At 66.0% G+C, this 24,779-nt stretch carries 18 protein-coding genes and 1 tRNA gene; 7 read left to right on the top strand and 12 right to left on the bottom strand.

Features of this window, described 5'->3' with window-relative positions:
* Positions 1-8 precede the first annotated feature (8 nt).
* The gene (locus tag SOM18_RS08365) at positions 9-1,454 is read right to left on the bottom strand and encodes an N-acyl-D-amino-acid deacylase family protein (protein WP_200874019.1); all 1,446 of its coding nucleotides are present in this window, start codon (positions 1,452-1,454) and stop codon (positions 9-11) included.
* 121 nt (positions 1,455-1,575) lie between these two features.
* Here SOM18_RS08365 and SOM18_RS08360 point away from each other — a divergent pair, with 121 nt between their 5' ends.
* Positions 1,576-2,814: an amino acid deaminase gene (locus SOM18_RS08360; protein ID WP_031440163.1), complete on the top strand. Its 1,239-nt coding sequence runs from the start codon at positions 1,576-1,578 to the stop codon at positions 2,812-2,814.
* A 21-nt stretch (positions 2,815-2,835) separates the two neighbouring features.
* Here the strand turns inward: SOM18_RS08360 and SOM18_RS08355 are convergent, their stop codons facing one another.
* Both SOM18_RS08355 and SOM18_RS08350 read right to left on the bottom strand, forming a co-directional pair.
* On the bottom strand, positions 2,836-5,148 hold the full coding sequence (locus tag SOM18_RS08355; protein ID WP_320481533.1) for a GH92 family glycosyl hydrolase: 2,313 nt from the start codon (positions 5,146-5,148) through the stop codon (positions 2,836-2,838).
* 35 nt (positions 5,149-5,183) lie between these two features.
* Positions 5,184-6,668: a glycoside hydrolase family 125 protein gene (locus tag SOM18_RS08350; protein WP_031440165.1), complete on the bottom strand. Its 1,485-nt coding sequence runs from the start codon at positions 6,666-6,668 to the stop codon at positions 5,184-5,186.
* 395 nt (positions 6,669-7,063) lie between these two features.
* Between SOM18_RS08350 and SOM18_RS08345 the strand changes: the two genes are divergently transcribed.
* The gene (locus tag SOM18_RS08345) at positions 7,064-8,272 is read left to right on the top strand and encodes an ROK family transcriptional regulator (RefSeq protein ID WP_042466829.1); all 1,209 of its coding nucleotides are present in this window, start codon (positions 7,064-7,066) and stop codon (positions 8,270-8,272) included.
* 62 nt (positions 8,273-8,334) lie between these two features.
* On the opposite strand, the gene SOM18_RS08340 is transcribed toward SOM18_RS08345, so the two are convergent.
* The gene (locus SOM18_RS08340; protein ID WP_031440167.1) at positions 8,335-9,327 is read right to left on the bottom strand and encodes a cellulase family glycosylhydrolase; all 993 of its coding nucleotides are present in this window, start codon (positions 9,325-9,327) and stop codon (positions 8,335-8,337) included.
* A 600-nt stretch (positions 9,328-9,927) separates the two neighbouring features.
* Between SOM18_RS08340 and SOM18_RS08335 the strand changes: the two genes are divergently transcribed.
* The 3 genes from SOM18_RS08335 (at position 9,928) to SOM18_RS08325 (ending at position 13,226) form a co-directional block, all read left to right on the top strand.
* A complete protein-coding gene (locus SOM18_RS08335; protein WP_152555432.1) occupies positions 9,928-11,022 on the top strand; it encodes an acyltransferase family protein in 1,095 nt (364 codons plus the stop codon).
* 98 nt (positions 11,023-11,120) lie between these two features.
* Positions 11,121-12,431, top strand: coding sequence for a hypothetical protein (locus tag SOM18_RS08330; protein WP_320481532.1), 1,311 nt, complete (start codon positions 11,121-11,123; stop codon positions 12,429-12,431).
* Positions 12,432-12,533: 102 nt separating this feature from the next.
* On the top strand, positions 12,534-13,226 hold the full coding sequence (locus SOM18_RS08325) for a hypothetical protein (RefSeq protein WP_152555433.1): 693 nt from the start codon (positions 12,534-12,536) through the stop codon (positions 13,224-13,226).
* A gap of 465 nt (positions 13,227-13,691) precedes the next feature.
* On the opposite strand, the gene SOM18_RS08320 is transcribed toward SOM18_RS08325, so the two are convergent.
* Both SOM18_RS08320 and SOM18_RS08315 read right to left on the bottom strand, forming a co-directional pair.
* Complete coding sequence (locus tag SOM18_RS08320; protein ID WP_320481531.1) at positions 13,692-14,843, bottom strand: acyltransferase; 1,152 nt, start codon at positions 14,841-14,843, stop codon at positions 13,692-13,694.
* A 245-nt stretch (positions 14,844-15,088) separates the two neighbouring features.
* A complete protein-coding gene (locus tag SOM18_RS08315; protein ID WP_157840552.1) occupies positions 15,089-15,241 on the bottom strand; it encodes a hypothetical protein in 153 nt (50 codons plus the stop codon).
* Between the two features lie 639 nt (positions 15,242-15,880).
* On the opposite strand from SOM18_RS08315, the gene SOM18_RS08310 reads away from it, so the two are divergent.
* Complete coding sequence (locus tag SOM18_RS08310; protein ID WP_160172618.1) at positions 15,881-16,057, top strand: hypothetical protein; 177 nt, start codon at positions 15,881-15,883, stop codon at positions 16,055-16,057.
* 758 nt (positions 16,058-16,815) lie between these two features.
* Here SOM18_RS08310 and SOM18_RS08305 read toward each other — a convergent pair.
* The 6 genes from SOM18_RS08305 to SOM18_RS08280 form a co-directional block, all read right to left on the bottom strand.
* Positions 16,816-16,891 (bottom strand) — tRNA-Lys (locus tag SOM18_RS08305).
* Positions 16,892-17,008: 117 nt separating this feature from the next.
* Entirely contained in the window at positions 17,009-18,118 is a 1,110-nt protein-coding gene (gene rodA / locus SOM18_RS08300; RefSeq protein ID WP_031392826.1) for a rod shape-determining protein RodA, read from the bottom strand.
* On the bottom strand, positions 18,115-20,187 hold the full coding sequence (gene mrdA / locus SOM18_RS08295) for a penicillin-binding protein 2 (protein WP_031440172.1): 2,073 nt from the start codon (positions 20,185-20,187) through the stop codon (positions 18,115-18,117). The genes rodA and mrdA overlap by 4 nt, the downstream gene beginning before the upstream one ends.
* A gap of 13 nt (positions 20,188-20,200) precedes the next feature.
* The gene (mreD, locus tag SOM18_RS08290; RefSeq protein ID WP_031440173.1) at positions 20,201-20,722 is read right to left on the bottom strand and encodes a rod shape-determining protein MreD; all 522 of its coding nucleotides are present in this window, start codon (positions 20,720-20,722) and stop codon (positions 20,201-20,203) included.
* A gap of 46 nt (positions 20,723-20,768) precedes the next feature.
* The gene (mreC, locus tag SOM18_RS08285) at positions 20,769-21,656 is read right to left on the bottom strand and encodes a rod shape-determining protein MreC (RefSeq protein WP_159512646.1); all 888 of its coding nucleotides are present in this window, start codon (positions 21,654-21,656) and stop codon (positions 20,769-20,771) included.
* A gap of 101 nt (positions 21,657-21,757) precedes the next feature.
* Positions 21,758-22,801 carry a rod shape-determining protein gene (locus SOM18_RS08280; RefSeq protein ID WP_031439534.1) on the bottom strand — a complete coding sequence of 348 codons (1,044 nt, stop codon included), beginning with the start codon at positions 22,799-22,801 and terminating at the stop codon, positions 21,758-21,760.
* Positions 22,802-22,950: 149 nt separating this feature from the next.
* Between SOM18_RS08280 and mutL the strand changes: the two genes are divergently transcribed.
* Positions 22,951-24,765: a DNA mismatch repair endonuclease MutL gene (mutL, locus tag SOM18_RS08275; protein WP_320481530.1), complete on the top strand. Its 1,815-nt coding sequence runs from the start codon at positions 22,951-22,953 to the stop codon at positions 24,763-24,765.
* Positions 24,766-24,779 lie beyond the last annotated feature (14 nt).

Genomic DNA, 24,779 nt, shown 5'->3' with positions numbered 1-24,779 from the left:
TCATTCCTTCACTGGGTAATGGGGTTTGCGCGGCGCAGCAGCCGGCCCGCGCGGGCGCCGGTCGGTCGACCGAGCGCGAGCGTCGCGACGCCGTTGACCCAGACACCGACCACGCCATCAGCCGCGGTCGTCGGCTCGTCATAGGTCGCACGGTCGGCGATGCGTGCGGGGTCGAACAATACGAGATCCGCGGCGAGCCCTGCGCGGACATAGCCCCGGTCGTGCAGGCCGAAGCGATCGGCGGGAAGCCCGGTCATCTTGCGGATCGCGGTCGCCAGCGGGAACAGGCCGCGGTCGCGCGCATAATGGCCGAGCACGCGCGGGAAACTGCCCCATAGCCGCGGATGCGGCCGGGGATCGCAGGGCAGGCCGTCCGACCCGACCATCGTCAGCGGATGCGCGAGGATCCGGTCGACATCGCTGTCGGTCATGCAGTGATACACCGCACCCGCCGGTTGCAGCCGCGTTGCGGCGGCGCGCAGGTCGACGTTCCATTCGGCGGCGATGTCCGCGAGCATCCGTCCCGCTTGGGCGGGCTCGGCGTCCGACCAGGTGATCCGGATCGGCGTCTCCGGCACGACCTGCTTCAGATCGAGCGTCGAGGAGCTTGCCGTATACGGGTAGCAGTCGCACCCGACCGGCTGATGCGCATCGGCGTCCTCGATTATCGCGAGGATTTCGCCGCTGCGACCATATTGCGGCGCGCCCGCGCATTTGAGATGCGACACGATCACGCGCGCGGCGGCGTGCCGGCCGATCGCGAACGCCTCGTCCAGCGCGGGGACGATCGCCGCCGCCTCGCTGCGCAGATGCGTGCAATAGAGCGCGCCGGTACCGCGCAACGCCTGTGCGATCGCCATCACCTCCGCGGTCGAGGCGGCGTTGGCATTGGCATAGGCGAGCCCGGTCGACAGCCCGAACGCGCCTGCCGCCAGCCCGTCCTCCAGGTCGCGGCGCATCGCCGCGCGTTCGTCGTCACTCGCATCGCGGTCGAACCCGTCCATGTGTCGCGCACGCAGCGCGGTATGGCCGATCAGCGCGACGACATTGGTGGCCGGGACCGCGGCGTCCACCGCCTGCGCATAGGCCGCGAAATCGGAATAGCGGAATTCGTCCGCGCCACCGAGCAGCACCAGCGGGTCGGGCAGGGGGGCATGCGCGCTCAGATCACTGCCTGCGCTGATCCCGCAATTGCCGACCACCACCGTCGTCACGCCCTGCGTCACCTTCGCGGTCATCGCGGGCGCCGCGATCACGACCAGATCGTCATGCGTATGCGCGTCGATGAACCCGGGTGCGAGCGCCAGGCCCCGCCCGTCGATCGCGCCCGGCGGCGGCGACGCAGCGGCCGCCGAGACCCGCGCGATGATCCCGTCGCCTATCTCGACGTCGGCGCGGAAGGCCGCGCCGCCGCTGCCGTCATACACGTCGACACCGGCAATGACTGTCGCCATCATTTCACCTCCCAGAGGTTCCAGAGGTCAGTGCCACGCGTCTGTCGTGGCCGGGCTGGATCGACACTGTCACCGCGGGTCGAAATAATGTAAACAATTTTCTTTATCTGGGAGGTCTGCCGTGAGCGACGTCGGTGTGAAGCTGCACAAGGGTATCGGTCGGGATGCGGCCGCGCGCTGGAACCTGCTCGCGGGGGACGTCATGTTTCCGGCGGCGGTGCTCGATGCGCGGCGGATGCAGCATAATCTCGACTGGATGCGCGCGTTCATCGATGCCTATGGCGTGTCGCTCGCACCGCATGGCAAGACGACGATGGCGCCCGCGCTCTTCAAGCGCCAGATCGATGCCGGCGCGTGGGGCATCACGGTCGCCACCAGCCAGCAGGCGCAGGTCGCGGCGGCGCATGGCATCGACACCATCCTGATCGCGAACCAGATCGTCGGCGACGCCAATATCGCCGCGATCGTCGATCTGCTCGCCGATCCTGCGCTGCGGCTGATCTGCATCGTCGATTCCGCCGCCGGGGTGGCGCTGCTCGGGGAGGCGTGCCGCGCCGCCGACGTGTCGCTCGACCTGCTCGTCGAACTCGCCCCCGAGCCCGACCAGTCGGGCTTCCGCACCGGCGTCCGCGATGCCGCCGCGCTCGCCGGGGTGCTCGACGCGGTCGCGCACTGGCCGGGGCATCTCCATCTCGCCGGGGTCGAATTCTACGAAGGGGTGCTGAGCGACGAGGCGGAGGTCCGGCGGTTCATCCGTCGTGCGGTGACGATCACGCGCGATCTGCTCGCGACGGGGCGGATCGCGCGGACGCCCGCGATCCTGTCGGGGGCGGGCTCGGCCTGGTACGACGTGGTCGCAGAGGAAACCGCCGCGCTGGCAAAGGCCGGCGATGTCCAGGTCGTGCTGCGCCCTGGCTGCTACATCAGCCATGACGACGGCCTGTACCGCATCGCGCAGGACCAGATCCTGAAACGCAATCCGGTCGCGCCGAGCTTTGGCGACGCGCTGCTGCCCGCGCTGCGCGTATGGGCGGTGGTGCAGTCGATCCCCGATCCGGCGCGCGCGGTCATCGCGATGGGCAAGCGCGACGTTGCCTTCGATGCCGGGCTTCCCCGGCCCGCGACGCTGTTCCGCAAGGCGCGCGACCGCCGCCCGGTCGACGCCCCCGCGCACTGGGCGGTGACCGGGCTGATGGACCAGCACGCCTATCTGGCGATCACCCCCGGCGATGACATCGCGGTCGGCGACGTCATCGCCTTCGACATCTCGCACCCCTGCCTCACCTTCGACAAATGGCGGCGGGTGCTGGTGGTCGATGACGATTTCACCTGCGTCGAGGTGGTCGAGACCTTCTTCTGATCCCGACCTCGACAGCGGGCGTCAGCGCGGCGCCGAGGGCGGACGGTCCTCGGCGCGCGTGCCGAAGCGCGACGGCTTCGCGCCCATCGTGAATTCCAGCTCGCCGCCCTGGATCAGGTCGGCATGCGCGATCCAGTTGCGGGTCCAGGGCTTGCCGTTCCAGCGCACCGACTGGACATAGGGCCGGTCGGGCGCATTGCCGATCGCGCGCACCCGGAGCGTCTTGCCCGCGCCGACGCGCATCTCGCCGCTGTCGAACAGCGGCGACCCGAAGACATAGATCCCCGTCGTCGGATCGACCGGATAGAATCCGAGCGACGACAGGATGAACCACGCGCTCATCTGGCCGCAATCGTCGTTACCGATCACGCCGTCGGGATCGTCCTTGTACATCTCGGTGCATAAGCGGCGGACCATCGCCTGGGTTTTCCACGGCGTCCCGACATAGGCATAGAGATACGCCACATGATGCCCGGGCTCGTTGCCATGCGCATATTGCCCGACCAGCCCGGCAATGTCGGGTGGCGCGTTGGCGGGCAGCGTCGAGGGCGCGTTGAAGAAGGAATCGATCTTCGCGTCATACGCCGCATCGCCGCCGAAATGCGCGATCAGCCCGTATATGTCGTGCTGGTTGAGGAAGGTCGCCTGCCAGCCATTCGCCTCGGTATAGTCCCGCCACCGCGGTTGTGGCATGTGGCCGAGCTGGATCGGATCATAGGCCGCCCACCAGCTTCCGTCGGCGAAGCGCGACCGGGCAAAGCCGATCTTCGGATCGATCACGTTGCGCCAGTTGCCGCTGCGCTTGCGGAGCAGCGCCGCATCGTCGGTCTTACCGATCGCGTCGGCGAGCAGCGCCATCGCATGGTCGTCATACGCATATTCCTGCGTCCGGCTGACCGACTCCTTGATCTTGTCCGCGGGAATATAGCCGAGCCGCATGTAATGATCGCGGCCGAGCGTCGCGAGGCTGTCCTTGTACTGCGGGTCGAAGGCACGCCGGCGGATATTGGGCCAGGCCGCCGCATAATCGGCCTTGATCCCCTTGGCATGCGCCTCGGCGAGCACCGCGACCGAATGCCAGCCGTTCATGCACCCGGTCTCGAACCCCTGCAACGGCCAGGTCGGCGGGCCATAGGGGCTCTGCTGCGTCTGGCGGATGAGATCGTGGACGAAGCGCTCCGCCATGTCGGGGCGGACCAGCGTCATCAACGGATGCAGCGCGCGATACGTGTCCCACAGCGAATAGGCGCTGTACGCGCGTTCGGTCGCGGGCAGGGTATGGACCTGCTGGTCGAGCCCGACATAGCGACCGTCGCGGTCGCTGAACAAGGTCGGGCCCATCAGCGTGTGGTAGAGCGCGCTCGCCATGATCGTCCGCTGCGCCGGCGTCCCGCCCGCAACCCGGACCATGTCCAGTTCCTTCGCCCAGATCCGGCGCGCAGCGGCGCAGGTCGCGTCGAATGTCCAGCCCGGTGCCTCGGCCAGCGCGCCGCGCGCGCCTGCGACGTCGACCGCCGAGATGCCGGTCTTGACCAGGATCGGTGCCGCGCCCGCATCGTCGAAGAACAGCGCGACCTTCAGCCGGTGCCCGGTCACGCCGCGCCCGCCGCCCGCAACCGGCGTGTCGCCGTCGCCATAGAATTGCACGCGGTCGGGCTTGCGCGACAGCTGCATCGCGAAATGGATGCGGCGCCCCTCCGCCCAGCGGAAGACCTGGCGACTGCCCGTCAGCAGGCCGTCCTCGCCGATCGACAACGACGCGTCCTCGATCCGGATCGCCTCCTCCGCGGTCTCCTGCTTGCAGTGCGTCAGGTCGATCAGGATATGCCCCGGACCCTTGGCAAAGGTGTAGCGGTGCAGCCCGGTCCGCTCGGTCGCGGTCAGCTCCGCGAGCACCCCCGACTCGAGCTTGACGCGGTAATAGCCCGGCTCGGCATGTTCGTCGGTATAGCGCTGGCGATAGCCGTCGGACGGCGTCTCGCGCGGCCCCGCGACGAGCTTCAGCGGCTTGCGCGTCGGCACCAGCAGCACGTCGAGCATGTCGCCGATCCCGGTCCCCGACAAATGCGTGTGCGAGAAGCCCATGATCGAACGGTCGGACTGGTGATAGCCCGAACAGGCATCCCAGCCATGATTGTTGGTATCCGGCGAAAGCTGGACCATCCCGAACGGCAGGGTCGCGCCGGGGAAGGTGTGCCCATGCCCGCCCGTGCCGATGAACAGGTCGGGCCTGGTCACTGCCGGCGACTGCGCGCGTGCGGCAAGGGGAAGGGCCGTGCCGAACGCGGCAAGGGTCGAGCCGGCAAGCAGCTCGCGACGGGTAGCGCGGATCACGCGGTGGTCTCCTAAAGGTCGGGCTGTCGGGGGAATCAGAAGGTCTCGCGCAGCAGGGCGGGGCGGCGCCGCTCGAGATCGAGGATCAGGTCGCCGAACAGCCCGTTCGCCCAGGCGAACCAGGGCCGCGAAAAGCGTTTGGGGTCATCCTTGTCGAACGATTCGTGGATGAAGCCGGTGCCCGCGTCGGTGGTCTTCAGCCAGCGCAGGCATTGCCGGATTTCCGCATCGTCATCGCTGGTCATCGCGCGGACGATGATCGACATCGGCCAGATCATGCCCAGCCCCTTGTGCGGGCCGCCGATTCCGTCCGCCGCGCTGCCGGTGAAGAAATACGGGTTGCGCGCGCTCCAGGCGGCTGCCCGGGTCCGACGGTACAGCGGATCGGTGCGCGACGCGGCGCCGAGCAGCGGCAGCGCCGACAGGCTCGGCACGTTCGCATCGTCCATGAAGATCGCATTGCCGAACCCGTCCACCTCGAACGCCCAGACGTCTCCGCCCGTGCCCGTGCCGCCCGTGCCGCCCGCGCGATACGCCATCCGGCCATGCGTGCGCAGCGCCGCGTCGACCTCGTCGGCGAGCGCAACGCACTCCGCCGCCGCGGCGCCGTCGTGCCGCGCCTCGACATGAACCTTGGCGAGCATGCGCAGCGCCGACACCGCAAACAGATTCGACGGGATCAGGAAGGGCAGCGTGCAGGCATCGTCCGACGGGCGGAACATCGAATGGATCAGCCCGACCTTGCGTGTCGGCGCCCCGACGCCTTTCAGCATCAGCGTTTCGGTCGCGTGGCGATTGACGCGCTCGAACCGGTACGGGCCGTCATCGGTCTTGCGCTGCTGCTCGCGCATCGTCGCCACCGCCCGCGCCATCGCCTTGGCCCAGAGCGCATCGAACGGCGCGGTATCGCGCGTCTCGCTCCAGTAGCCATAGGCGAGCCGCATCGGATAGCAGAGCGAATCGAGCTCCCATTTGCGTTCGGCAACGCCCGCGCGCATCTCGGTCAGGTCGTCGATCGCGCCCAGGTTCGACTTGGCCTGCGGATCCGCCATGAAGGCATTGGCGTAGGAATCGATCAGGATGCACCGCGCCTGGCGCTGGATGACGCCGTGGAACAGGCGGCGCAGCGCCGGGTCGCGGCGGCAGAGATGGACATAGGTCTGCATCTGCGCCGAGCTGTCGCGCAGCCACATCGCCTCGATATCGCCGGTAATGACGAACCCGTCCGGCTTGCCGTCGACGATCCCCAACCGGACCGTCGTGTCGAGCGTGTTGGGATAACAGGTCTCGAACAGATGGCGCAGCGCGGGATCCGCGATCCTCGCCTTCACCCGCACGATCTCCTGCTCAACCGCCGGACTGACGAAGCGACGCTGATCGCGCGGCGGCCGGGCGCCGCCAGCGACGGGCGCCGACGCCGCGAAGCCGAACGCGGGCGTCGCCGCTGCCGCGCACAGCGCCGCAGCGCCGGCCTTCAGCATGTCGCGGCGAAGTAGTGCAGCAGATGACACCCCGATCATGCGGCCGACATCTCCGCACCCGCAAGTCCGGGAAGAACATTGCTCCGTACACGCTTCACTAATCGCCCGGTGTCCTTGCAGGCGATGCCTCGTGATGCTGCCAATGCGCCTCTCCAATACACGTCCGGGGCCGGCGTCCTCGTCGGGATTGCCGGAAAGATACTGTCGAACCATTGAACGGCGGCGCGACATGATGTGCTGGGGTCAAGGCTAGGGGCCGACGTACCGGGGCGCAAGCAGATTAAGAAATTTAATTTTCTTTCACGCGGTCGGTTTTCCATGCGGTTGCAGCGGGGTGGCGCGTGATAGGGCCCGGGCGGATCGATGAGCCCGGCCGGGCCCATCGACTTTTCTTTCGCCGGACGTGTAAGAATACGTCGGAGGGGCATATCACGATGGACAAACCGATACGGGAAGCGCGCGGTGCGCGCCTCGCAGTGTCGTTGTCGGGCACGAACCTGGCGCGTGCGAGCGACTATAATCAGCGCGTGGTTCTGCAGGCCATCCGGCTCAGCCCGGAGACCAGCCGTGTCGAGCTGAGCCGGACGACCGGGCTGACCGCGCCGACGATCGCCAACATCACGCGCCGGCTGATCGACGCCGGTCTGGTGAAAGAGGTCGGCCGCCTTCAGGGCCCGCGTGGGCAGCCCGCGATCCAGCTGACGATCGAGCCGCTGGGCTGCGTCGCGATCGGCCTCAACATCGATCGCGATCACCTGACGCTGGTCGCGCTCGATCTCGCGGGTCAGGTGCGCAGCCGGATCGCGCAGGATATCGCCTTTGCGATGCCCGAGGACGTCGTCGCGTTCGTCGCGCACAACCTCGAATCGCTGCTCGCGGAGGCCGGGGTCGGACGCGACCGCGTGATCGGCGTCGGGGTCGCGGTACCCAATGATCTGGGCGTCATCACGCTGCCGGGGCGGCCGTCGGATTATGATCGCTGGGCGGGCCTCTCGATCCCCGCGCTGCTCGCCCCGGTCATGCCCTGGCCGACCGTGATCGAGAACGATGCGGCGGCGGCGGCGATCGGCGAGGCGCAGGCGGGGGCGGGGTCACCGCTGGCGAGCTTCTTCTATATCCTGATCAATTCCGGGCTTGGTGGCGGGTTGATGATCGACCGCCATTTCGTCGAGGGCGCGAACAAGCGCAGCGCCGAACTGGGATTGCTGCCCGACGCGACCAACCCGGCGCCGGGCGCGGTCGTGCAGGACATCGTCTCGATCTCGGCGCTGCTGCAGATGCTGAAGGACGCCGGCCTCGATGTCGAAAGCCAGAAGGACATCCGGCCCGCCGATCCGCAGACCGACCGCGTGCTCGAACGCTGGGTCGATCTCGCCGCCAAGGCGCTGATCGCACCGCTGATCAACATCACCTGCCTGATCGATCCCGACGCCATCGTCATCGGCGGCCGGCTCGACACCGCGCTGCTCGACCGCCTGATCGCCCGCCTCGCCGGCGCGTTGGCGGTCACCGTACAGCCCCCGATGACCACGATCATCCGCGGCGCCCTCGCCGCCGACGCACCGGTCATCGGCGCCGCGCTGCTGCCCTTCCTCGACAAGCTGCTCCCCTCCGACGCCATCCTGATGCAGGTCGGCCGGTAGGGGCGTGAAGAGCCGGAATACGGCCCTTCACGCCGCGCCTGCGAGGGAGGGGCCCTCGCGGCTTACTGTCCCGCGATCATCTTCGTGTAGGCCGCCACCGGCACCGATTCCCGCGTGCCCTTGGTCGGTTCGATCTTGAAGAAATAGGATTCCGTCCACGCGCGACCGCCGCCCCAGGCCATCGCATCGAGCCAGACGTCACTGTCGGTCTTGATCGACTTGACGACGTTCGCCGCGATCGCGGTGCAGGATGCGGGCAGCCCCTTGGAGCTTCCCAGTGCATATTCGCCCAGGATCGCCCGATATCCCCGCTTCCGGGCAGCCGCAGCGAAGATCTTCAGTCCGCCGTCGCCCGCCGGTTCGCTGACGCACTCCGCATTGGTACCGCTGGAGCCGGTGTCGAAATAGCGATGCGGCGACAGGATGATGCGGTTCAGCGGGTCGATGAGGCCGCCCGAGCGATCGATCGCGCATGCAGCGCTCTCGCAGTCCCGGCTGGCCGGTTCGTTCTTGTCGAACCGGAATGACGCGGACCATTGTGGCCACTCGACGAGGATGCGGTGCTTGAACCCCGCCTTGCGAATGCCTGCGACGATCTGGTTGGTATCGCGAACCCATTGCATCCAGTCGTTCGTCACCACGGGATCGGTGAAGAAGCGCGGCTCGTTCATCAGGTCGATCATGACCATTTCGGAATTGTCGAGCTTGCGCAGGATCGGCAGCCAGAATGCGATCTGCTCCGCCGGCGTCGGCCATTTATAGTCATGGCGGTCGAGGATCACGGGCACGTTGCGCGCGCTGGCCGCCTTGACGACGTCGACCACCCGCTGGAGGACGACGGGGTCATTCATCTGGCTGCCGTTGAACGGCAGGCGGATGCTGCGAAACCCGGCCTTGTCGACGTACCAGGCGACGTCGGCCACGGTCGGGCACAGGGCGCCGTTCGCGACGAACGAACATCCCGCGAGATTGACGCCGAACCGCGGCGCGGCCTCGGCGGCCGTGGCGAAGGACAGCAGGGCCGTGGCAGCGGCGATGACACGAGGAAGAATCATCTTACTTCACCTACGAGGTTTGGATGGAATGCCGTGCTCTCGATGTGAAGCACAGTGCGATCCCTCAAATAGCCAATTTGTGTTAAATTTTTCTTCCGCAACAAGACGTTGCCGTGGAATAATTATCGAGAGCGTCACAATTACTGACAGAGTTCGAGAGATGCCGTCGACTCGTGTGACACAGGTGGCGCGTGTCCGGCATGAACATGGCCGAGATCATCGCTAAAGTGAATCGTCCGGTAACCAGATGCTTCGATGCGACGACACGCCTGTCCGCCGCGGTCAGTGCCATTCCGGGTCGCGCCGACGCCGGGAATCCCGTGGAAGTCAGCGCCATTCTATGCCAGAAGCCCGCTCACGACACCGGATGGGGACCAGCGTGCGGTCAGATATGCCCTCTATCTATCTGATAACGCGGTTTTAAGCCCGTCGACATGGCGCTGAACCGCCGACGTGGTTCGACGAGCACCCTATGACTCTGAGGTTGTACCCCGTCAGATGCCCAATTCTGAGCGTATAATAGTTGAATATCCTGTCCTGCAGCACCGGTCGCGTGCCGCAGGGCTAGTAAACCTGTTTAAACTGTAAGGCGGACAATCAGTGACCTCCGTACCAAAATCCGGGATGCACCTGTCGTCCTTGCAATATCTGCGCGGTGTCGCTGCACTGGCCGTCGTCTATTTCCACGCGGTCGTACAAGTCGAGCAGGTGGCGAATATTCGCGAACTTCCGCTGTCCGGATCCTTCGGCGTCGACATATTCTTCGTCCTGAGCGGGTTCGTCATGTGGTGGACGACCAGGGACCGCAAGGTCGGCATTGGCGACTTCCTGGTCAAGCGCCTGATCCGGATCGCGCCGCTTTACTGGGTCCTGACGATATTTGCCGCGATGGTCGCGCTGTTCTTCGGCGATCTGTTGCGGTCGACCAAGTTCGACCTCCCGCATCTCGGCTTCTCGCTCCTGTTTCTCCCCTATTGGAACCCGGCCGTTGCCGCGACCAATGCGGAAGTCCTGACACCGGTCATCGTTCCAGGCTGGACGCTCAATACCGAGATGATGTTCTACGCGGTGTTTGCGTGCGCGCTGGCCGTCAGGCAGTCGCTCAGGCCCCTGTTCGTCGCCGTGCTGCTGGCGCTCGTGTACGTGTCGGCCAAGACGTGGCTCTCCGGGACGACCGCGGCCTTCTACGGTACGGACCGCCTCGCCGAATTTCTCGCGGGGATTGTTCTGGCGTGTACGATCCGCCGTCTTCCGCGCCTGTCGCCCGGCATCTGGGCGGTGGCAGGGCTTGGCGCGTTCGCCATGCTGTTCTGGATGGATCTCGAAAGGCCTTCCGTCTCGCAATTCATTGTCCTCGGCATACCCGCGGTCATTCTGCTGTGCGCGGCGCTCCAGATCGAGATCTCGGGCCATTTGCCCGACCTGCCGAAACTGTCCCTGCTCGGCGACGCGTCCTACAGCATCTATCTCAGCCATATCTTCGTGATCGCGGGCACCCGCGTCGCGGCCCATGTCGTCGGTCTCGATCTGGGCATGGCGAACGGTGCCGTCTTCGTTATCCTCGCGCTCGTCGTCAGCAGCGTCGCCGGGATCGTCGTCCACCGGACCATCGAACTCCCGCTGCTCAAGGGCATGAACAGGCTGCTGCGCGGTGGCCGCAAGCCGCCCGCCGCCGCCGAACTGGGCACATCCTGAGCCGGGATTTAGGGCTGGCCATCGACGCGCAGCCGTAGAATGTTCCTCGAGCGGCGCGTCGGCCTCGATTATCCGCACCAACTGCAAACGGTGACACCATGAAGACTTCACAACCTATCACCGGGGTCAGGGCGCGGCCCAAGACGGCGGCGCCACCCGGCGGCAAGGCGCTGATCAGCGATCAAAGGTTCGGGATCCTCGCGGTCACGCTCGTCTTCTCCGCGAGCCTGTACAATGCGATGCTCGCGATCATCAGCGCGCATGTGAAGGGCCTCACGTCCGCGGCGCCGATCGCGATGGAGGGGCTGCTGCTCGGCGGCGCGATGGGGCTGGCGCTGCTCAAGCGCCGTCCAGACGGCGAAGACGCTCCGGCGATCGGCTTGCTCTACCTGTTTGCGCTCCTTGCGGTGTTCACGTCGCTCGCGAGCGATGCGGTGTTCCCCGATGCCTTTCGCAACGTCGCGATCATCGCGTCCTTCTTCCTGCTCGGCCGTCGGTGCAGCTTTCCCCAGGTGCATCTCGCCTTTGCGCTGCTCACGATCATCACGCTGACGGTGCTGATCTTCGAGATCGCCTTCCCGACCGCCTATGTGTCGGTGTTCCAGCCGGGCAATTACTATGCGGCAACGCGCGGCATGGAGGTGAGCGAGTTCAACGAGACCGGCCTGTTCAACAATGCGGCGGGGTTCGAATCGCGCTTTTCCTTTGGCGTGTTTTCGGGCGCGCGGACCTCGTCGGTGTTCCTGGAGCAGGTTTCGAACGCGAACTTCGCCGGAATCCTCTGCGTCTTCCTCGTCGCCACATGGGGGCGGCTGAGCGTCGCCATCCGGACGACGATGGTGGCGACGATCCTGCTGATCCTGCTCTCGAACAACACGCGGACGTCATCGGCGCTGGCGGTGGTGACGATGATGGGATATTTCATATTTCCCCATCTGTCGCGGTGGTTCACCCTCCTAATTGCACCGGTCCTGGTCCTGCTGGCGTTTCTCGTCGTCGGTGACAATGTTGAGCATACCGACGATCTGATCGGCCGACTGGGCATCACCACCGAGGCGCTGCGTAAGCTCGACATTCCGACCATATTCGGTGCGAATGCGATGAAGGCGCGGCATCTCATGGATACCGGCTTCGGCTATGTCACCGCGTCGAGTTCGATCTTCGGGCTGATCGCGATCTGGCTGTTCTTCTCGCTCGGCCAGCGCGCGACGGACACCGCCTCGAAGCGCTGCGCCTGGGCGACCGCGGTCTATCTCTTCGCCAACATGATGATCGGCGGCACCGCGATCTTCTCGATGAAGGTCGCCGCCCCCTTGTGGATGCTGGTCGGCTATATGGCGGCCACCGCGCCCAAGCCCCAGCCGTCCCGATCGAATGGCCCTGCGCCACGAGGAACGGTCGCGGCCTGAAGCAGGACCCGGCCTGCCATCCGGGGAGTATTGGCGTCGGTGTGCTATGTCGGGACCGATTGGCTGCATAAAACCTAATTCAATCTGATACGTAGCTTTGCCATGGCAAGCAGCGAATCTCCCTCAACGGCAACCCGGTCTGCGGAAGCACTCCCCGACGATCCTCCCCTGCAACCGCCGGCCATCGAGCCGGCCGATCGAGAATATCTGGTCGCCGCGAGCACGATTCCGGGTTCGCACTACGGCGCGAGGATCGGGAGCAACGCGGCGCTCTGGGCGCTCGCGAACCAGCGTCAGGACATCGACAAGCGTTTGTCGGTCCTCACGGCCCGTAACCAACGAAGCATCCGTACGGCACGATATTCGGCGATCGCCGCGGTCGTTCTGGGGATCATGAGCACGGTTGGCGCAGCCTATTACACCCGCCAGGCAGATCCCCGCCCGGCTCTGGTCAAGGCTCCCGTCGCCCAAACCCCAAAAGCCCCCATCGCACCGCCTGTCAGACCGCAGACAGCCGCCATCTCGACCGCAGTTCCCGCTGACGGTGGCAACACTCCCGTGGCGCAGAAGGCCAATGCCGCACTGAGCCAGGCTCGAGCGTCAATGCTCAAAAAGGCACGGAGGCTTTCACCCGCGAGACGTAAGGCGCGGCCTGCGCGCGCGCGGTCGTCAAGGTGGATTGCACAGCCGCTGCACGGTGCAGCGCTTCGGCGGGCGTTGATCGCCGATCGCAAGCGGACCCGGGAACTCAATCAAGCCCAGCTGAGAAAATTGACACGCCGACGTCGCGACTGATCGCGAGCCGTTGCCCTCCATGGCGGAGACATCCTCCGCCGTGAGAAGCATGGCACGCTGGCGTCTGCGCCTGTTGTCGCCACGCTGCTCGATACCTTAGAGGATGATCTCCACCAGGCTGATTGGGCGCGCATCGCGGCAGCGGTCGACGCGGTCGATGAGGCGCGACTGCAGTGGTCGATCCCGCTCCCCATGGACCTCGAAAACATGCGGCCCCTCGATATCCAGACCATAGATCTGATCTATGGCTGTGGACGGCATACGGAGGTCAACCTCGAAGCCTACCGGGGGACCGAGGCTGACCCGGTTCTTCCGTTGCGGTGAGTGCGGCAAGCGGCCGAAGACCGCGCCGCCGGGGTGGCTGCACCGCGACGCGGCCAGGTCGTCGACAGTCCGGTCACTGGACCTGACCGAAGAGCGCTACCTGCCTGGGGACGAGGCGCTGCTGCAATATTAGCCCTTCTGCTATTCTGCACCATTCACGGCAGTTGCAGGTGCGCTTCTTGAAGGCCGCGTTCGCGCCATTGCCGGACCAGCAACTAGGTGCTGAGATAAGCGCAACACCGGCTTTTCGACAGCCATGTAGAATAGCGAACCGACGACGATGGCGGCCAATATCGCAATCGACGATGCCCCATAGACGGCGAGCGGTTCCAACCCGTGCTCTACGAAGATGGGCATGCGACGAGTGAACATATAGATCACGAGTATGTGCGTCAGGTAGATAGCGTATGAGGCATTTCCGATGAAGAGCAGCGCCGAGGGCCACCGGATGTTATCGCTTAGAGACAGAAACCCGACGAACAGCAGGGTCGCTGGGATGCCGTAGGTGAACACCCGGTATTGCAGGGGAATGTCAGCATATACTCCGACGAGCATGCCCATCAAGCCAGCAGCGATCCACACGATCGGCAAACGCACCGTCTGATTTGTCTCCCTAAACCTGAAGCCGATGAGCGCACCGACGACGAACTCGAAAACGATAGGCTCGGCTAAGAATACGTGCATTACCTTATTGGTGCTAAAGACACCCAAAAGATATAGAGCGCCGATTAAAATGGAAAGCTTCAGTATGGCGTGCTTGCGGCCACTTGCGATTACGAGAGTAAAGCAGGCGTAGAACATCATCTCATAACATAGCGTCCACCCCGGCCCGATAATTGGCTGCAGGTTGCCTGATATGTCGAATGAGGGGATGAAAAAGATCGTCAATAGGCGTGGCATAGCGAGCTCCGGGCCGAAGCCAGACCTCGCAGCGATCAGGGCGCACGCCACCAAGGTGACCAATGCATATGGGGGCCAGACGCGCACGATCCGGTCGATCATGAAGTCAGCAGGCGAATTCCGGCCTAGGAAAAATTTCTGAGAAATGAATGCCATCAGAAAGCCGCTGATGACGAAGAAGACGTCTACGCCGGCAGCCCCGGCTTGGATAATCCAGCTTTGCGGTGCGTAAGCGCCCGGGGGCGCGTCATGCAGCGTCGTGGCGCGGAACGCATGATGCGCAACGACCGCGAGAGCCGCAAACGCCCGCAGGGCTTGTATTGCATCGATCTGGCCCGGTTTCCTTGCAGTGTCCTGCCTAAATTCTGTTCCGATGCCGCTGCTCGATGTCACTATACGCCCCCCGGCCTTTTCTTTGTTCTCCGGCCCATACGGTTCGATGGAGCATGATCGCAAAATAATTCTTACCTTAGGTTTCCCATTTTAGATCATGCGCGGCTATTAACATCGGGCATAACGCGAGCGCGTCTGCTGAATAGTGCCGTTCAAATTGATTGGAATGGCCCAAGCGTTTTCAGGGAACATGCGCAGGGCCGCCCCATGTAAAGCGCCCGGCTCTTTCGAACCGGGCACCTTGGTCACATCGCGTCATAATAGCCCGCGTACCGCTTCGTCAGGGAGGTGTTGAACGTGCCGCCATTGGCATCAGCGCCCTTTGCGCGATCGCGGCCGTAAGCGGTGCGGCCCTTGGCGTAGCGCTTCTTGTATGCGCGGTTTTCCCGGTCACCCATGGTGCGTTCTCTTGGTAAGAATGTCCAAGTCGACCATGGTTAGGCCCGCAAAGCATTCGGGTCCTAGGATCCCTATAAGCCTCCCGATGCGCTCTTCACGGCGCCGACCTCGAGCTATGATGAGCGGCTGACGGGGCGCTAATCGTCCACCATAAAGGCAGGTGATGCCCATGTCGGGCGTACCGAGTTTCGCCAGTCCGGCCCCCGCCTGATGGCATGGCAGGGGCCAACGCCCGTCGTAGCGGACCGTCGCAGACCATGGCGGACATTCAAGCACGATCGGGTGTCGGATGCGCTCGACAGGCGGCAACGAACCGAGCTCCGGCCGCAGGGATGTGAGACGGTTTGGCAAAACCTTGCGCTTGCCCATCAGCGACCGCGAACCACGATGCGGGTTGATCGCGGCTTGCTCGAACAGGCGCTCGTTGCGACCCTGGGGCCTGCCCGGCTCGCCACGTCCTCGGCCCTGGGTATCACGGCACCAAGCGCACTATGGTACTTTGGTTGCTCGCTAAATTTACCGGAATTTTCGGTCGGAACCAATGCGCCGCTCAATTCTTGGACTCTGACGAACTCAGTTACGTCGCAATTAACGCGAATGTGTAAAGAGTTAAACAATAGGGTTAATGGGAGTTCACGATGCGCGACAAGGCTTCGACACCACATGGCGCTGGATCGACAAACCAGGATCGTGGTTACTGCCAGCGGATGCCGAGCAGTATGAAGGCGGGCAACCGAGATCTCGGCATGTTCAATCGCAGCAGCGTGAAAGGCGAGAAATACCAGGGCCATGGTACGACGCCGGCCTATATCTAAGTCAGAGTCGAGCCCGGCTGTCACTGGCAACAGACGTCAGGTGCACAGCTGAGAGATCGGCAAGGTCAGCGATGGTGAGCCGTAGAAGCGGTTCAGCCATCGCAGTTGCCGAATATGAACGCATGCTTGCGACCACCCGCGAGGCGGGGCCGATGCGCGATGCGGACGAGCTATTACTCCACATCATCTGTCCCGTCATGGTCGGGACATTACCGAAGTCGATCCGTGCCGAGGTGCCACGGCCTTCGACCAGCGTCACCGTGCGTACAAACGGCGCTCCGGTCGAGGGCGTTAACCATTTCTTAACCACAAAGCCTCATCCGGCCGATGAGGCCTCGCCTCCCCGCAAGGGTTCCCTGCTCGTCACGATGCCGCCCCAGCTGGGACGGGCAGGGACTGCGACCCAATGACCTAGTCGGAGCGCCGCTGCCGGCGCGTCTGGGACGTATTCGGCTCCAAGGATGCCACAGGCGCAGGGTACCGCGCGATCGCGCGGGCAGGGGCTCAGCTAGGCGAGTAGGCCCCCTGATACAGTCGAAGACGGGCAACCCGGTCGTGCGGCCGATCTCCGGTCACGCGATGCTCAACGTCATGCGAACCTGCAGCGAGCCAATCGCGAACAAGGCGCGAAAGATCGCGGTCGCGCGGCAGGCGCATATCATTCAGTTGGGAGAGAAACTGTCGGAAGACAGATCAGACCATGTCGAACAGACATGACTCCGCCGCAGTGGAAAACATCTGTTTTCTGCGGTGGAGAATGGTGGACGCACTTGGGCTCGAACCAAGGACCCGCTGATTAAGAGTCAGCTGCTCTACCAACTGAGCTATGCGTCCATTCCGGGGCGGTTTTGAGTGGCGCCCTGGTGTGGCGCCCCGCTGCTGGAGGCGCGCTGTTAGCAGACTCATCGGGGGCCGCAACCCCCTTTCGTCCAAATTGCTGTCTTTTTCTGCTTACCAGCGGGTCGTCTTGCGATTTTCCCGGTCGATCGACATCAATATCCCCAGGCACAGCAGCACGGTCATCTGCGACGACCCGCCATAGCTGAACAGCGGCAGCGGGATGCCCACCACGGGGGCGAGGCCCATCACCATCATCAGGTTGATCGCGACATAGAAGAAGATCGTCGTGGCGAGCCCCGCAGCGGCCAGCCGCGCGAACCGCGACTGCGCGCGCTGGCCGACCTCGATCCCCCAGCGGATCACCAGCAGGAAGGCGAGGATCAGCAGGCAGCCGCCGACCAGCCCCCATTCCTCGGCCATCGTCGCGAACACGAAGTCGGTATGCCCCTCGGGGAGATAGTCGAGATGGCTCTGCGTGCCGTTGAGGAACCCCTTGCCCCACAGCCCGCCCGATCCGATCGCGATCTTGGACTGGCTGATGTGATAGCCGGTGCCCAGCGGATCGCTTTCGGGATCGAGGAAGATCAGGATCCGGTTGCGCTGATAATCGTGCAGCGCGAAGTTGATCGCGAGCGGGATCGCGACCGACGCGGCCACCGCGCCGCCGACGAACAGCCTCAGCGGGATGCCCGCCAGGAACATCACCGTCGCGCCGCCTGCGCAGATCATCAGCGCGGTGCCCAGATCGGGCTGTTTCATCACGATCGCCGCGGGGATGCCGATCAGCACCGCGGCGGGCCAGACGGCCGCGAACCGCCGCGTCTCGTTGGGCGGCAGCATGTCGTAGAAGCGCGCACAGGCGAGCACGATCGCCGGCTTCATCAATTCGGATGGCTGCAGCCGGATGAAGCCGAGATCGAGCCAGCGCTGGCTGCCCCCGCGCACCGCGCCGAGCAGCTCGACGAGCACCAGCGCGAGGACGAGCGCACCATAGGTCGGCCACGCCGCCGCCTTCCAGACGCGCTCGGGGATGCGTGAGAGCACGACCGAGCCTGCCAGGAGGATGAAGAAGCGGATGCCCTGCGGCAGCGTCCAGGGGCGCAGCGAGCCGCCCGCCGCCGAATAGAGCACGACCAGCCCGAAGGTCCCGATCGCCGTGACCAGCAGCAACGTCCGCCAGGGCAGGGTGGCAAGCTGTTCGGGGATGATCCGCGATGTCATTGGCCGCGCTCCGTGGTTCCGTCTTCCGCGACCCCGCCGCCCGCGGTGGCCAGATCCGCCTGGGTCCGGTTGGCGACATCGGTGGCGTTCTCGACCGCCGGCGCGTCGCTTGGCACGGTCGCGTCGGTCTTGGTCGCGATCGCGGCGGGCGGGGCGCTCTGCGCCGCGCGATAGCTCGCCGCGGTCGCCGCCATCCGCGTCCTGATGTCGCCGCCCCAGGTCGGTTCGACCTCGGCAAGCGATTTCAGCGCGCGCTCGCGGTCGAGCATGTAGGTCATGATGTCGCGCCCGATCATCGGCGTGTCGAGGTTGCGCACCGTATGCCCGTTATGCTCGAGCACCACGGCGAGCGCGTAGCGCGGGTTGTCCGCGGGCGCGAAGCCGATGAACAGCGCATGGTCGCGCAGCTTGAACGGCAGCTGGCCGTTCTTGAGCACGCCCGAGCGCCGCTCCGCCATGGTGATGCGGCGGACCTGCGCGGTGCCGGTCTTGCCCGCGATCGCGACGCCCGGGATCAGCAGCTTGGCCGCGCCGCCGGTGCCGCCTTGGTTGATCACGCCGAACATCGCCTCGCGCACCCGCGCGAGATTTTCCGAATCGATCGCCAGCGCGGGCGCGTCGCGGTGGACCTGGCTCGCGAGAATGCTCGGCTGCAGGTCGCGGCCGGACGCGATCCGCGCCGCCATTACCGCGAGCTGCAACGGGTTGGCGAGTACATAGCCCTGGCCGATCGACGCGTTGAGCGAATCCGCGACCGTCCAGGGCCGCTTGTACTTGTGTAGCTTCCAGTCGGGGTCGGGCATCGTCCCGAACCGCTGCGTCGAAAAGGGCAGGTCGAACTTCTGCCCCATGCCCAGCGTCCGCGCGATCGGCGCGATCGCGGCATAGCCGACCCGCCGCGCCATCTCGTAGAAATAGATGTCGCAGCTCTGCATGATCGCGTTCTTGAGGTCGAGCGGCCCGTGCCCGCCGCGCTTGTGGCAATGGAACACGCTGGTCCCCAGCCGCATCGCGCCCGAGCAATTGACCCGCGCGTCGGCCGGGACGCCGGCATGGAGCAGCGCCAGCCCGTTCATCGGCTTGACCGTCGAACCCGGCGGATACAGCCCCTGCGTGACCTTGTTCATCAGCGGCACGTGATCGTCGTCGCTCAGCATCTGCCATTCGAGATGGCTGATCCCGTCCGAAAAGCTGTTGGGGTCATAGGCGGGCATCGACACCATCGCGAGCATCTCGCCGGTGCGACAGTCGATGACGACCACCGACCCCGAATTGGTGCCCAGCCGGCGCGCGGCATATTCCTGCAGTCCCGCGTCGATCGTCAGCCGCGCGGTCTTGCCCGGCACGTCGGGTTTGGTCGCGAGCTCGGCGACCAGCTTGCCCCGCGCGGTGACCTCGACCCGCTTCGCGCCCGCCTCGCCGCGCAGCGCGGGTTCGAGCATCTTCTCGAGCCCGTCCTTGCCGAGCTTGAAGCCGGGGGTGACGAGCAGCGGGTCGCGCGTCTTCTTGTATTGTTCGGCATTGGGCACGCCGACATAGCCGGTCAGATGCGCGACCGCGGCGCCCGCGGGATAGTTGCGCGCAAAGCCGCGCGTCGGCGCGACGCCGGGCAGCTCGGGCAGCCGCACGCTGACCGCGGCGAACCGCTCCCAGTCGAGATTCTCCGCGACCTGGACGGGCTGGAACCCGGCGGCATGGTCGAGGTCGATCGCGATCCGCTCGATCTCCTCGGGCGGCAGCTGGAGGATGCGGCCGAGCAGCGGCAGCACGCGCTCCTTGTCGCGCAACCGGTCGGGGATGATGTCGACGCGGAAATCGGTGCGGTTGTTCGCGATCGGCACGCCGTGGCGGTCGACGATCCAGCCGCGCCGCGGCGGCAACAGCGTCATGTTCACGCGGTTGCTCTCGGACAGCATCGTGTAGCGTTCGTTCTGCGCGATCGACAGCCATGCCATCCGCCCGGCCAGCATCAGCCCGACGCCGCCCTGCACCGCGCCCAGCATCCAGGCACGGCGCGAGAAACTATAGGCTTGCGACATCTCGGTCACGACACGCGGCGGCCGTCTCATTCGGAAACCCGCCTCATTCCTGGACCCTGCGTCGTTCGATCGTCGCGACGATCCGTGCCGCCAGCGGGAAGAGCATCATGGTGATCACGATCTGCGCCAATAGCACGGTGTCGACATGCGTGCCGACCCGTACGCCCAGAAATCGCCCGCCGATCACGCAGCACGCGATCCCGCCGCTCGCGATCAGCCAGTCCTGCCAGAAATCGCGGTACACCAGCCGCTGCTCGATCATGTCGATCGCCACGAACGCCAGCGACCAGAGCAGCACCGCGCTGCCCAGCGGCTGCCCGCTGAGCAGGTCGTCGAACAGCCCGAGCGGTGCCGCCGCCCAGGGGCGCAGCGCGTAGCGCGCGAGCAGCCGCCATGCGAGCAGCATGACGAACCCGAACGGCGGCAGGATCGGGATCGTCGCGATCAGCGGCACGATCGTCATCAGCGATCCCGCCATGACGGTCAGCCACGGGATCGCCCGCGCCCGGCCGCCTGCGACCTTCGGTTCGAATGGCTTGTAGTCGACGCTGTTGCGGGTGGTCACGGCTGGTCGATCATCTGGGGGAAGACGGGATAGGGTGGTTTGGCAGTCACTTGGCGCTATTGTCGGACGGCGCAAGGGCGCGCGGCGGCGGCACCGGCATGAAGCCGGGCTCGACCACCGCAAAATCGAAGGTGTCGGGGTTGGCGAAGGTCCGCGCCATCACCGAATCCGCACCCGCGGTCATCACCCGCGCGACCGGGATGCCGGGCGAATACAGCCCGCCCACGCCCGACGTGACGAACAGGTCGCCCGCGTTGAACTTGACGTTGGTCGCGTTGACCGACCGGACGTCGAGCATGCCGTCGCCGCGCCCGACCGCGATCGCGGGCAGGCCGTCGCGCGTCCGGCGGATCGGCACGATGCTGTCGCCGTCGGTCAGCAGCATCACCCGCGCCGCATTCGGGCCGGTCTCGACGACGCGCCCGACCAGCCCGTCGGGGCCACGGACCGCCATGCCCGGCCGCACCCCGCTCCAGCGGCCCGCGTTGAGCAAGGCGAAGCGGCGCCCGCTCGACGCGCTCGAACTGACCAGCCGCGCGGTGACGACCGGTTCGGCGATCCGGTCGCGGACCTTCAGCAGCGATCGCAGCCGGCGATTGTCATAGGCGATCGTCCGCGCACGCATCAGCAGCGCCCGCGTCTGGTCACGCTCGCGGCGCAGCGCGACATTTTCCTGGCGGACGAAGAAATAGGTCCCGATCGCCTCGGGCACCGCGGCGACCCCGCCCACGACCCAGGCGAGACCCGACGAGACCGGCGCGGTGAGGCCCGCCACGCCCATCCGCGCGCCGGCAAAGGCGGGCGGATTGAAGGTCGAGACGACGAGCAACGCTGCGCCCACCACCGCACCGGCGATGGCGAGCACATAGCCTACGAACACCCCATATTGACGCCGTCGGGAAAACCCCGTCCGGCGATCGCGGGCTGGCGCCATGCGCCTGTCCCCTCGTTCTCGGGCATCGCCGGGTCCGGGGCCCTATCCCCGCGACTCGGTCGATGCGATTTCCACTGACCCGTTTCCCACCTACACGCTTCTCAGCCGCTCATCAGCACGCCGCGGAACAGCGGGTCCTCGAGCGCGCGACCGGTGCCCAGCGCGACGCAGGTCAGCGGGTCCTCGGCGACCGTCACCGGCAGGCCGGTCTCGTCGCGCAGCACCTCGTCCAGCCCCTGCAGCAGCGCGCCGCCGCCGGTCAGGACGATGCCCTGGTCGACGATGTCCGCGGCCAGCTCGGGCGCGGTGTTCTCCAGTGCGACGCGAACGCCCTCGACGATCGTCGCGACGGGCTCGCTCAGCGCCTCGGCGATCTGGCCCTGGTTGATCTGGATTTCCTTGGGCACGCCGTTGACCAGGTCGCGGCCCTTGATGTGGATGATCGTGCCGATGCCGTCGACCGGCGGCTTGGCGATGCCGACCTCCTGCTTGATCCGCTCGGCGGTCGCTTCGCCGATCAGCAGATTGTGGTTGCGGCGGACATAGCTGACGATCGCCTCGTCCATCTTGTCGCCGCCGACGCGGACCGACGTCGTATAGGCCAGACCGCGCAGGCTCAGCACCGCGACCTCGGTCGTGCCGCCGCCGATGTCGACGACCATGCTGCCGATCGGCTCGGTCACGGGCATGTCGGCGCCGATCGCGGCCGCCATCGGCTCCTCGATCAGCCACACCGTGCTCGCGCCCGCGTTCGACGCGGCGTCGCGGATCGCGCGGCGCTCGACCTTGGTCGACCCCGACGGCACGCAGATCACGATTTCGGGCCAGCGGGCGAAGCGGCGCGGGCCGTGCACCTTCTGGATGAAATATTTGATCATCTGCTCGGCGACGTCGATGTCCGCGATCACGCCGTCGCGCAGCGGGCGGATCGCCTCGATGTTGCCCGGGGTCTTGCCCATCATCAGCTTCGCGTCGTCACCGACCGCCTTGACGCGCTTGATGCCGTTGATCGTCTCGACCGCGACCACCGACGGCTCGTTCAGGACGATGCCGCGGCCACGGACATAGACAACCGTGTTCGCGGTGCCGAGGTCGATCGCCATGTCGTGCGACATGAACTTGAAGAAACGCGAGTAGAAGGCCATTCAATCAGGGTCCCGTAATCCTGGCCGCCGGACGGGCGGCATTTCGCACATCATCTCGCGGGCCCCGCCGGTGTTTTCGAGCACCGGGTGCCTAATAAGCGGGCGTTTGCGGGTCGCGGGATGCCGTCGCTTGGTCTAGACGCAAACCCATGTCAATACGGCGTCTCCCCGAGCATCTCGTCAATCGTATCGCCGCCGGTGAAGTGGTGGAAAGACCCGCCAGCGCGTTGAAGGAGTTAGTCGAGAACGCCATCGACGCAGGCGCCGGGCGCATCGCGATTCTCCTCGTCGAAGGCGGCACATCGCGCATCGAAGTCGCCGACGACGGATGCGGCATGACGCCCGCCGACATGATGCTCGCGCTCGAACGGCACGCAACCTCGAAGATGCCCGACGAGATCATCGAATCGGTCGTGACGCTCGGCTTTCGCGGCGAGGCGCTGCCCTCGATCGCCAGCGTCGCGCGGCTGACGATCGAGAGCCGGGTGAGGGGGGCCGAGGGCTGGTCGCGGATCGTCGACAATGGCCGCGTCGAGCGCGAGGGGCCCGCCGCGCTGCCCCCCGGCACGCGCGTCGTCGTCGAGGATCTGTTCGCGCGCGTTCCCGCCCGCCGCAAGTTCCTCCGCTCGCCGCGCGCCGAATATGCCGCCTGTCTCGACGTCGTCCGCCGGCTGGCGATGGCGCGTCCCGATATCGGCTTCACGATCGAGCATGACGGCCGCCGCACGCTGGCGGCGACGCAGGTCGAGGACCGGCCGGGCCGGGTCGCGACGCTCACCGATCGCTCGCTCGCCGACAATGCGGTCACGATCGATCTCGAACGGCCGGTCGACTCGGGCATGCTCGTGCTCGGCGGGGTCGCGAGTCTCCCCACTTACAATCGCGGCATCGCCGATCACCAGTATCTGTTCGTCAACGGCCGGCCGGTGAAGGACCGGCTGCTGATGGGCGCGATCCGCGGCGCCTATGCCGAGATGCTCCCGCGCGACCGGCACGCGGTCGTGGCGCTGTTCCTCGACGTCCCCACCGACCAGGTCGACGTCAACGTCCACCCCGCCAAGACCGAGGTCCGCTTCCGCGACCCGGCAATGGTTCGCGGCCTCATCGTCTCGGGCCTCCGCCGCGCGCTCGACGCCGCCGGCCACCGCAGCCAGCGCGCCAGCGACTCCGCGCTCGCCATGTGGCAGCCAGAAACCTCCTCTCCCCCCGGGGGAGAGGAAGGGGCCCGCCCGCAAAGCGGGTGGGAAGGTGAGGGCACGCCCCAAAGGCTACCCCTGGAATCCCGCAGCTACGCCAGCGTCAGCGACGCCCGCCCGACCTTCTTCGCCGCCCCCCCGCAGGCAAGAGCCGAATCCGCCTGGACGCCGCCGCCGCAAACCTCCTCCTTCCCGATGGGCGTCGCCCGCGGCCAGGTCGCCAAGACCTATATCGTCGCCGAGGCGGAGGACGGTCTCGTCCTCGTCGATCAGCATGCCGCGCACGAACGCCTCGTCCTCGAACGGATGCGCGCCGCGCTCGCCGGCGGCACGGTCGCCAGCCAGGCGCTGCTGATCCCCGAGGTCGTCGAGCTCGACGAACCCGCCTGCGACCGGCTCGAGGCGCGCGCCGCTGAACTGTCCGACTTCGGGCTCGACCTCGAACGCTTCGGCGCGCGCGCGATGCTGGTCCGCGCGACCCCCGCCTTGCTCGGCCAGAGCGATCCCAAAGGGCTCGTCACCGACCTCGCCGACGAACTCGCCGCGTTCGACGAGGCGCTGTCGCTCAAGGAACGGCTCGACGCGGTCGCGGGCACGATGGCCTGCCATGGCTCGGTCCGCGCCGGCCGCATCCTCTCGGTCCCCGAGATGAACGCGCTCCTCCGCGAAATGGAGATCACCCCCCATTCGGGCCAATGCAACCACGGCCGCCCCACCTGGGTGAAGCTCGCGCACGGCGACATCGAGAAACTGTTCGGCCGCAAGTAAACGGTACGGCGAGG

The organism is Sphingomonas sp. CFBP9019 (assembly GCF_034045155.1).
In the GTDB taxonomy this organism is placed as follows: Bacteria; Pseudomonadota; Alphaproteobacteria; order Sphingomonadales; family Sphingomonadaceae; genus Sphingomonas; species Sphingomonas aerolata.
This window is presented reverse-complemented; position numbering and strand designations above follow the sequence as displayed.

Bases quoted from the DNA above. Each gene is read 5' to 3' on its own strand.
- SOM18_RS08365 (WP_200874019.1), bottom strand. From the start codon at position 1,454: ATGGCGACAGTCATTGCCGGTGTCGACGTGTATGACGGCAGCGGCGGC.
- SOM18_RS08350 (WP_031440165.1), bottom strand. From the start codon at position 6,668: ATGATCGGGGTGTCATCTGCTGCACTACTTCGCCGCGACATGCTGAAG.
- SOM18_RS08345 (WP_042466829.1), top strand. From the start codon at position 7,064: ATGGACAAACCGATACGGGAAGCGCGCGGTGCGCGCCTCGCAGTGTCG.
- SOM18_RS08340 (WP_031440167.1), bottom strand. From the start codon at position 9,327: ATGATTCTTCCTCGTGTCATCGCCGCTGCCACGGCCCTGCTGTCCTTC.
- SOM18_RS08330 (WP_320481532.1), top strand. From the start codon at position 11,121: ATGAAGACTTCACAACCTATCACCGGGGTCAGGGCGCGGCCCAAGACG.
- SOM18_RS08325 (WP_152555433.1), top strand. From the start codon at position 12,534: ATGGCAAGCAGCGAATCTCCCTCAACGGCAACCCGGTCTGCGGAAGCA.
- SOM18_RS08315 (WP_157840552.1), bottom strand. From the start codon at position 15,241: ATGGGTGACCGGGAAAACCGCGCATACAAGAAGCGCTACGCCAAGGGC.
- SOM18_RS08310 (WP_160172618.1), top strand. From the start codon at position 15,881: ATGCGCGACAAGGCTTCGACACCACATGGCGCTGGATCGACAAACCAG.
- rodA (WP_031392826.1), bottom strand. From the start codon at position 18,118: ATGACATCGCGGATCATCCCCGAACAGCTTGCCACCCTGCCCTGGCGG.
- mrdA (WP_031440172.1), bottom strand. From the start codon at position 20,187: ATGAGACGGCCGCCGCGTGTCGTGACCGAGATGTCGCAAGCCTATAGT.
- mreC (WP_159512646.1), bottom strand. From the start codon at position 21,656: ATGGCGCCAGCCCGCGATCGCCGGACGGGGTTTTCCCGACGGCGTCAA.
- SOM18_RS08280 (WP_031439534.1), bottom strand. From the start codon at position 22,801: ATGGCCTTCTACTCGCGTTTCTTCAAGTTCATGTCGCACGACATGGCG.
- mutL (WP_320481530.1), top strand. From the start codon at position 22,951: ATGTCAATACGGCGTCTCCCCGAGCATCTCGTCAATCGTATCGCCGCC.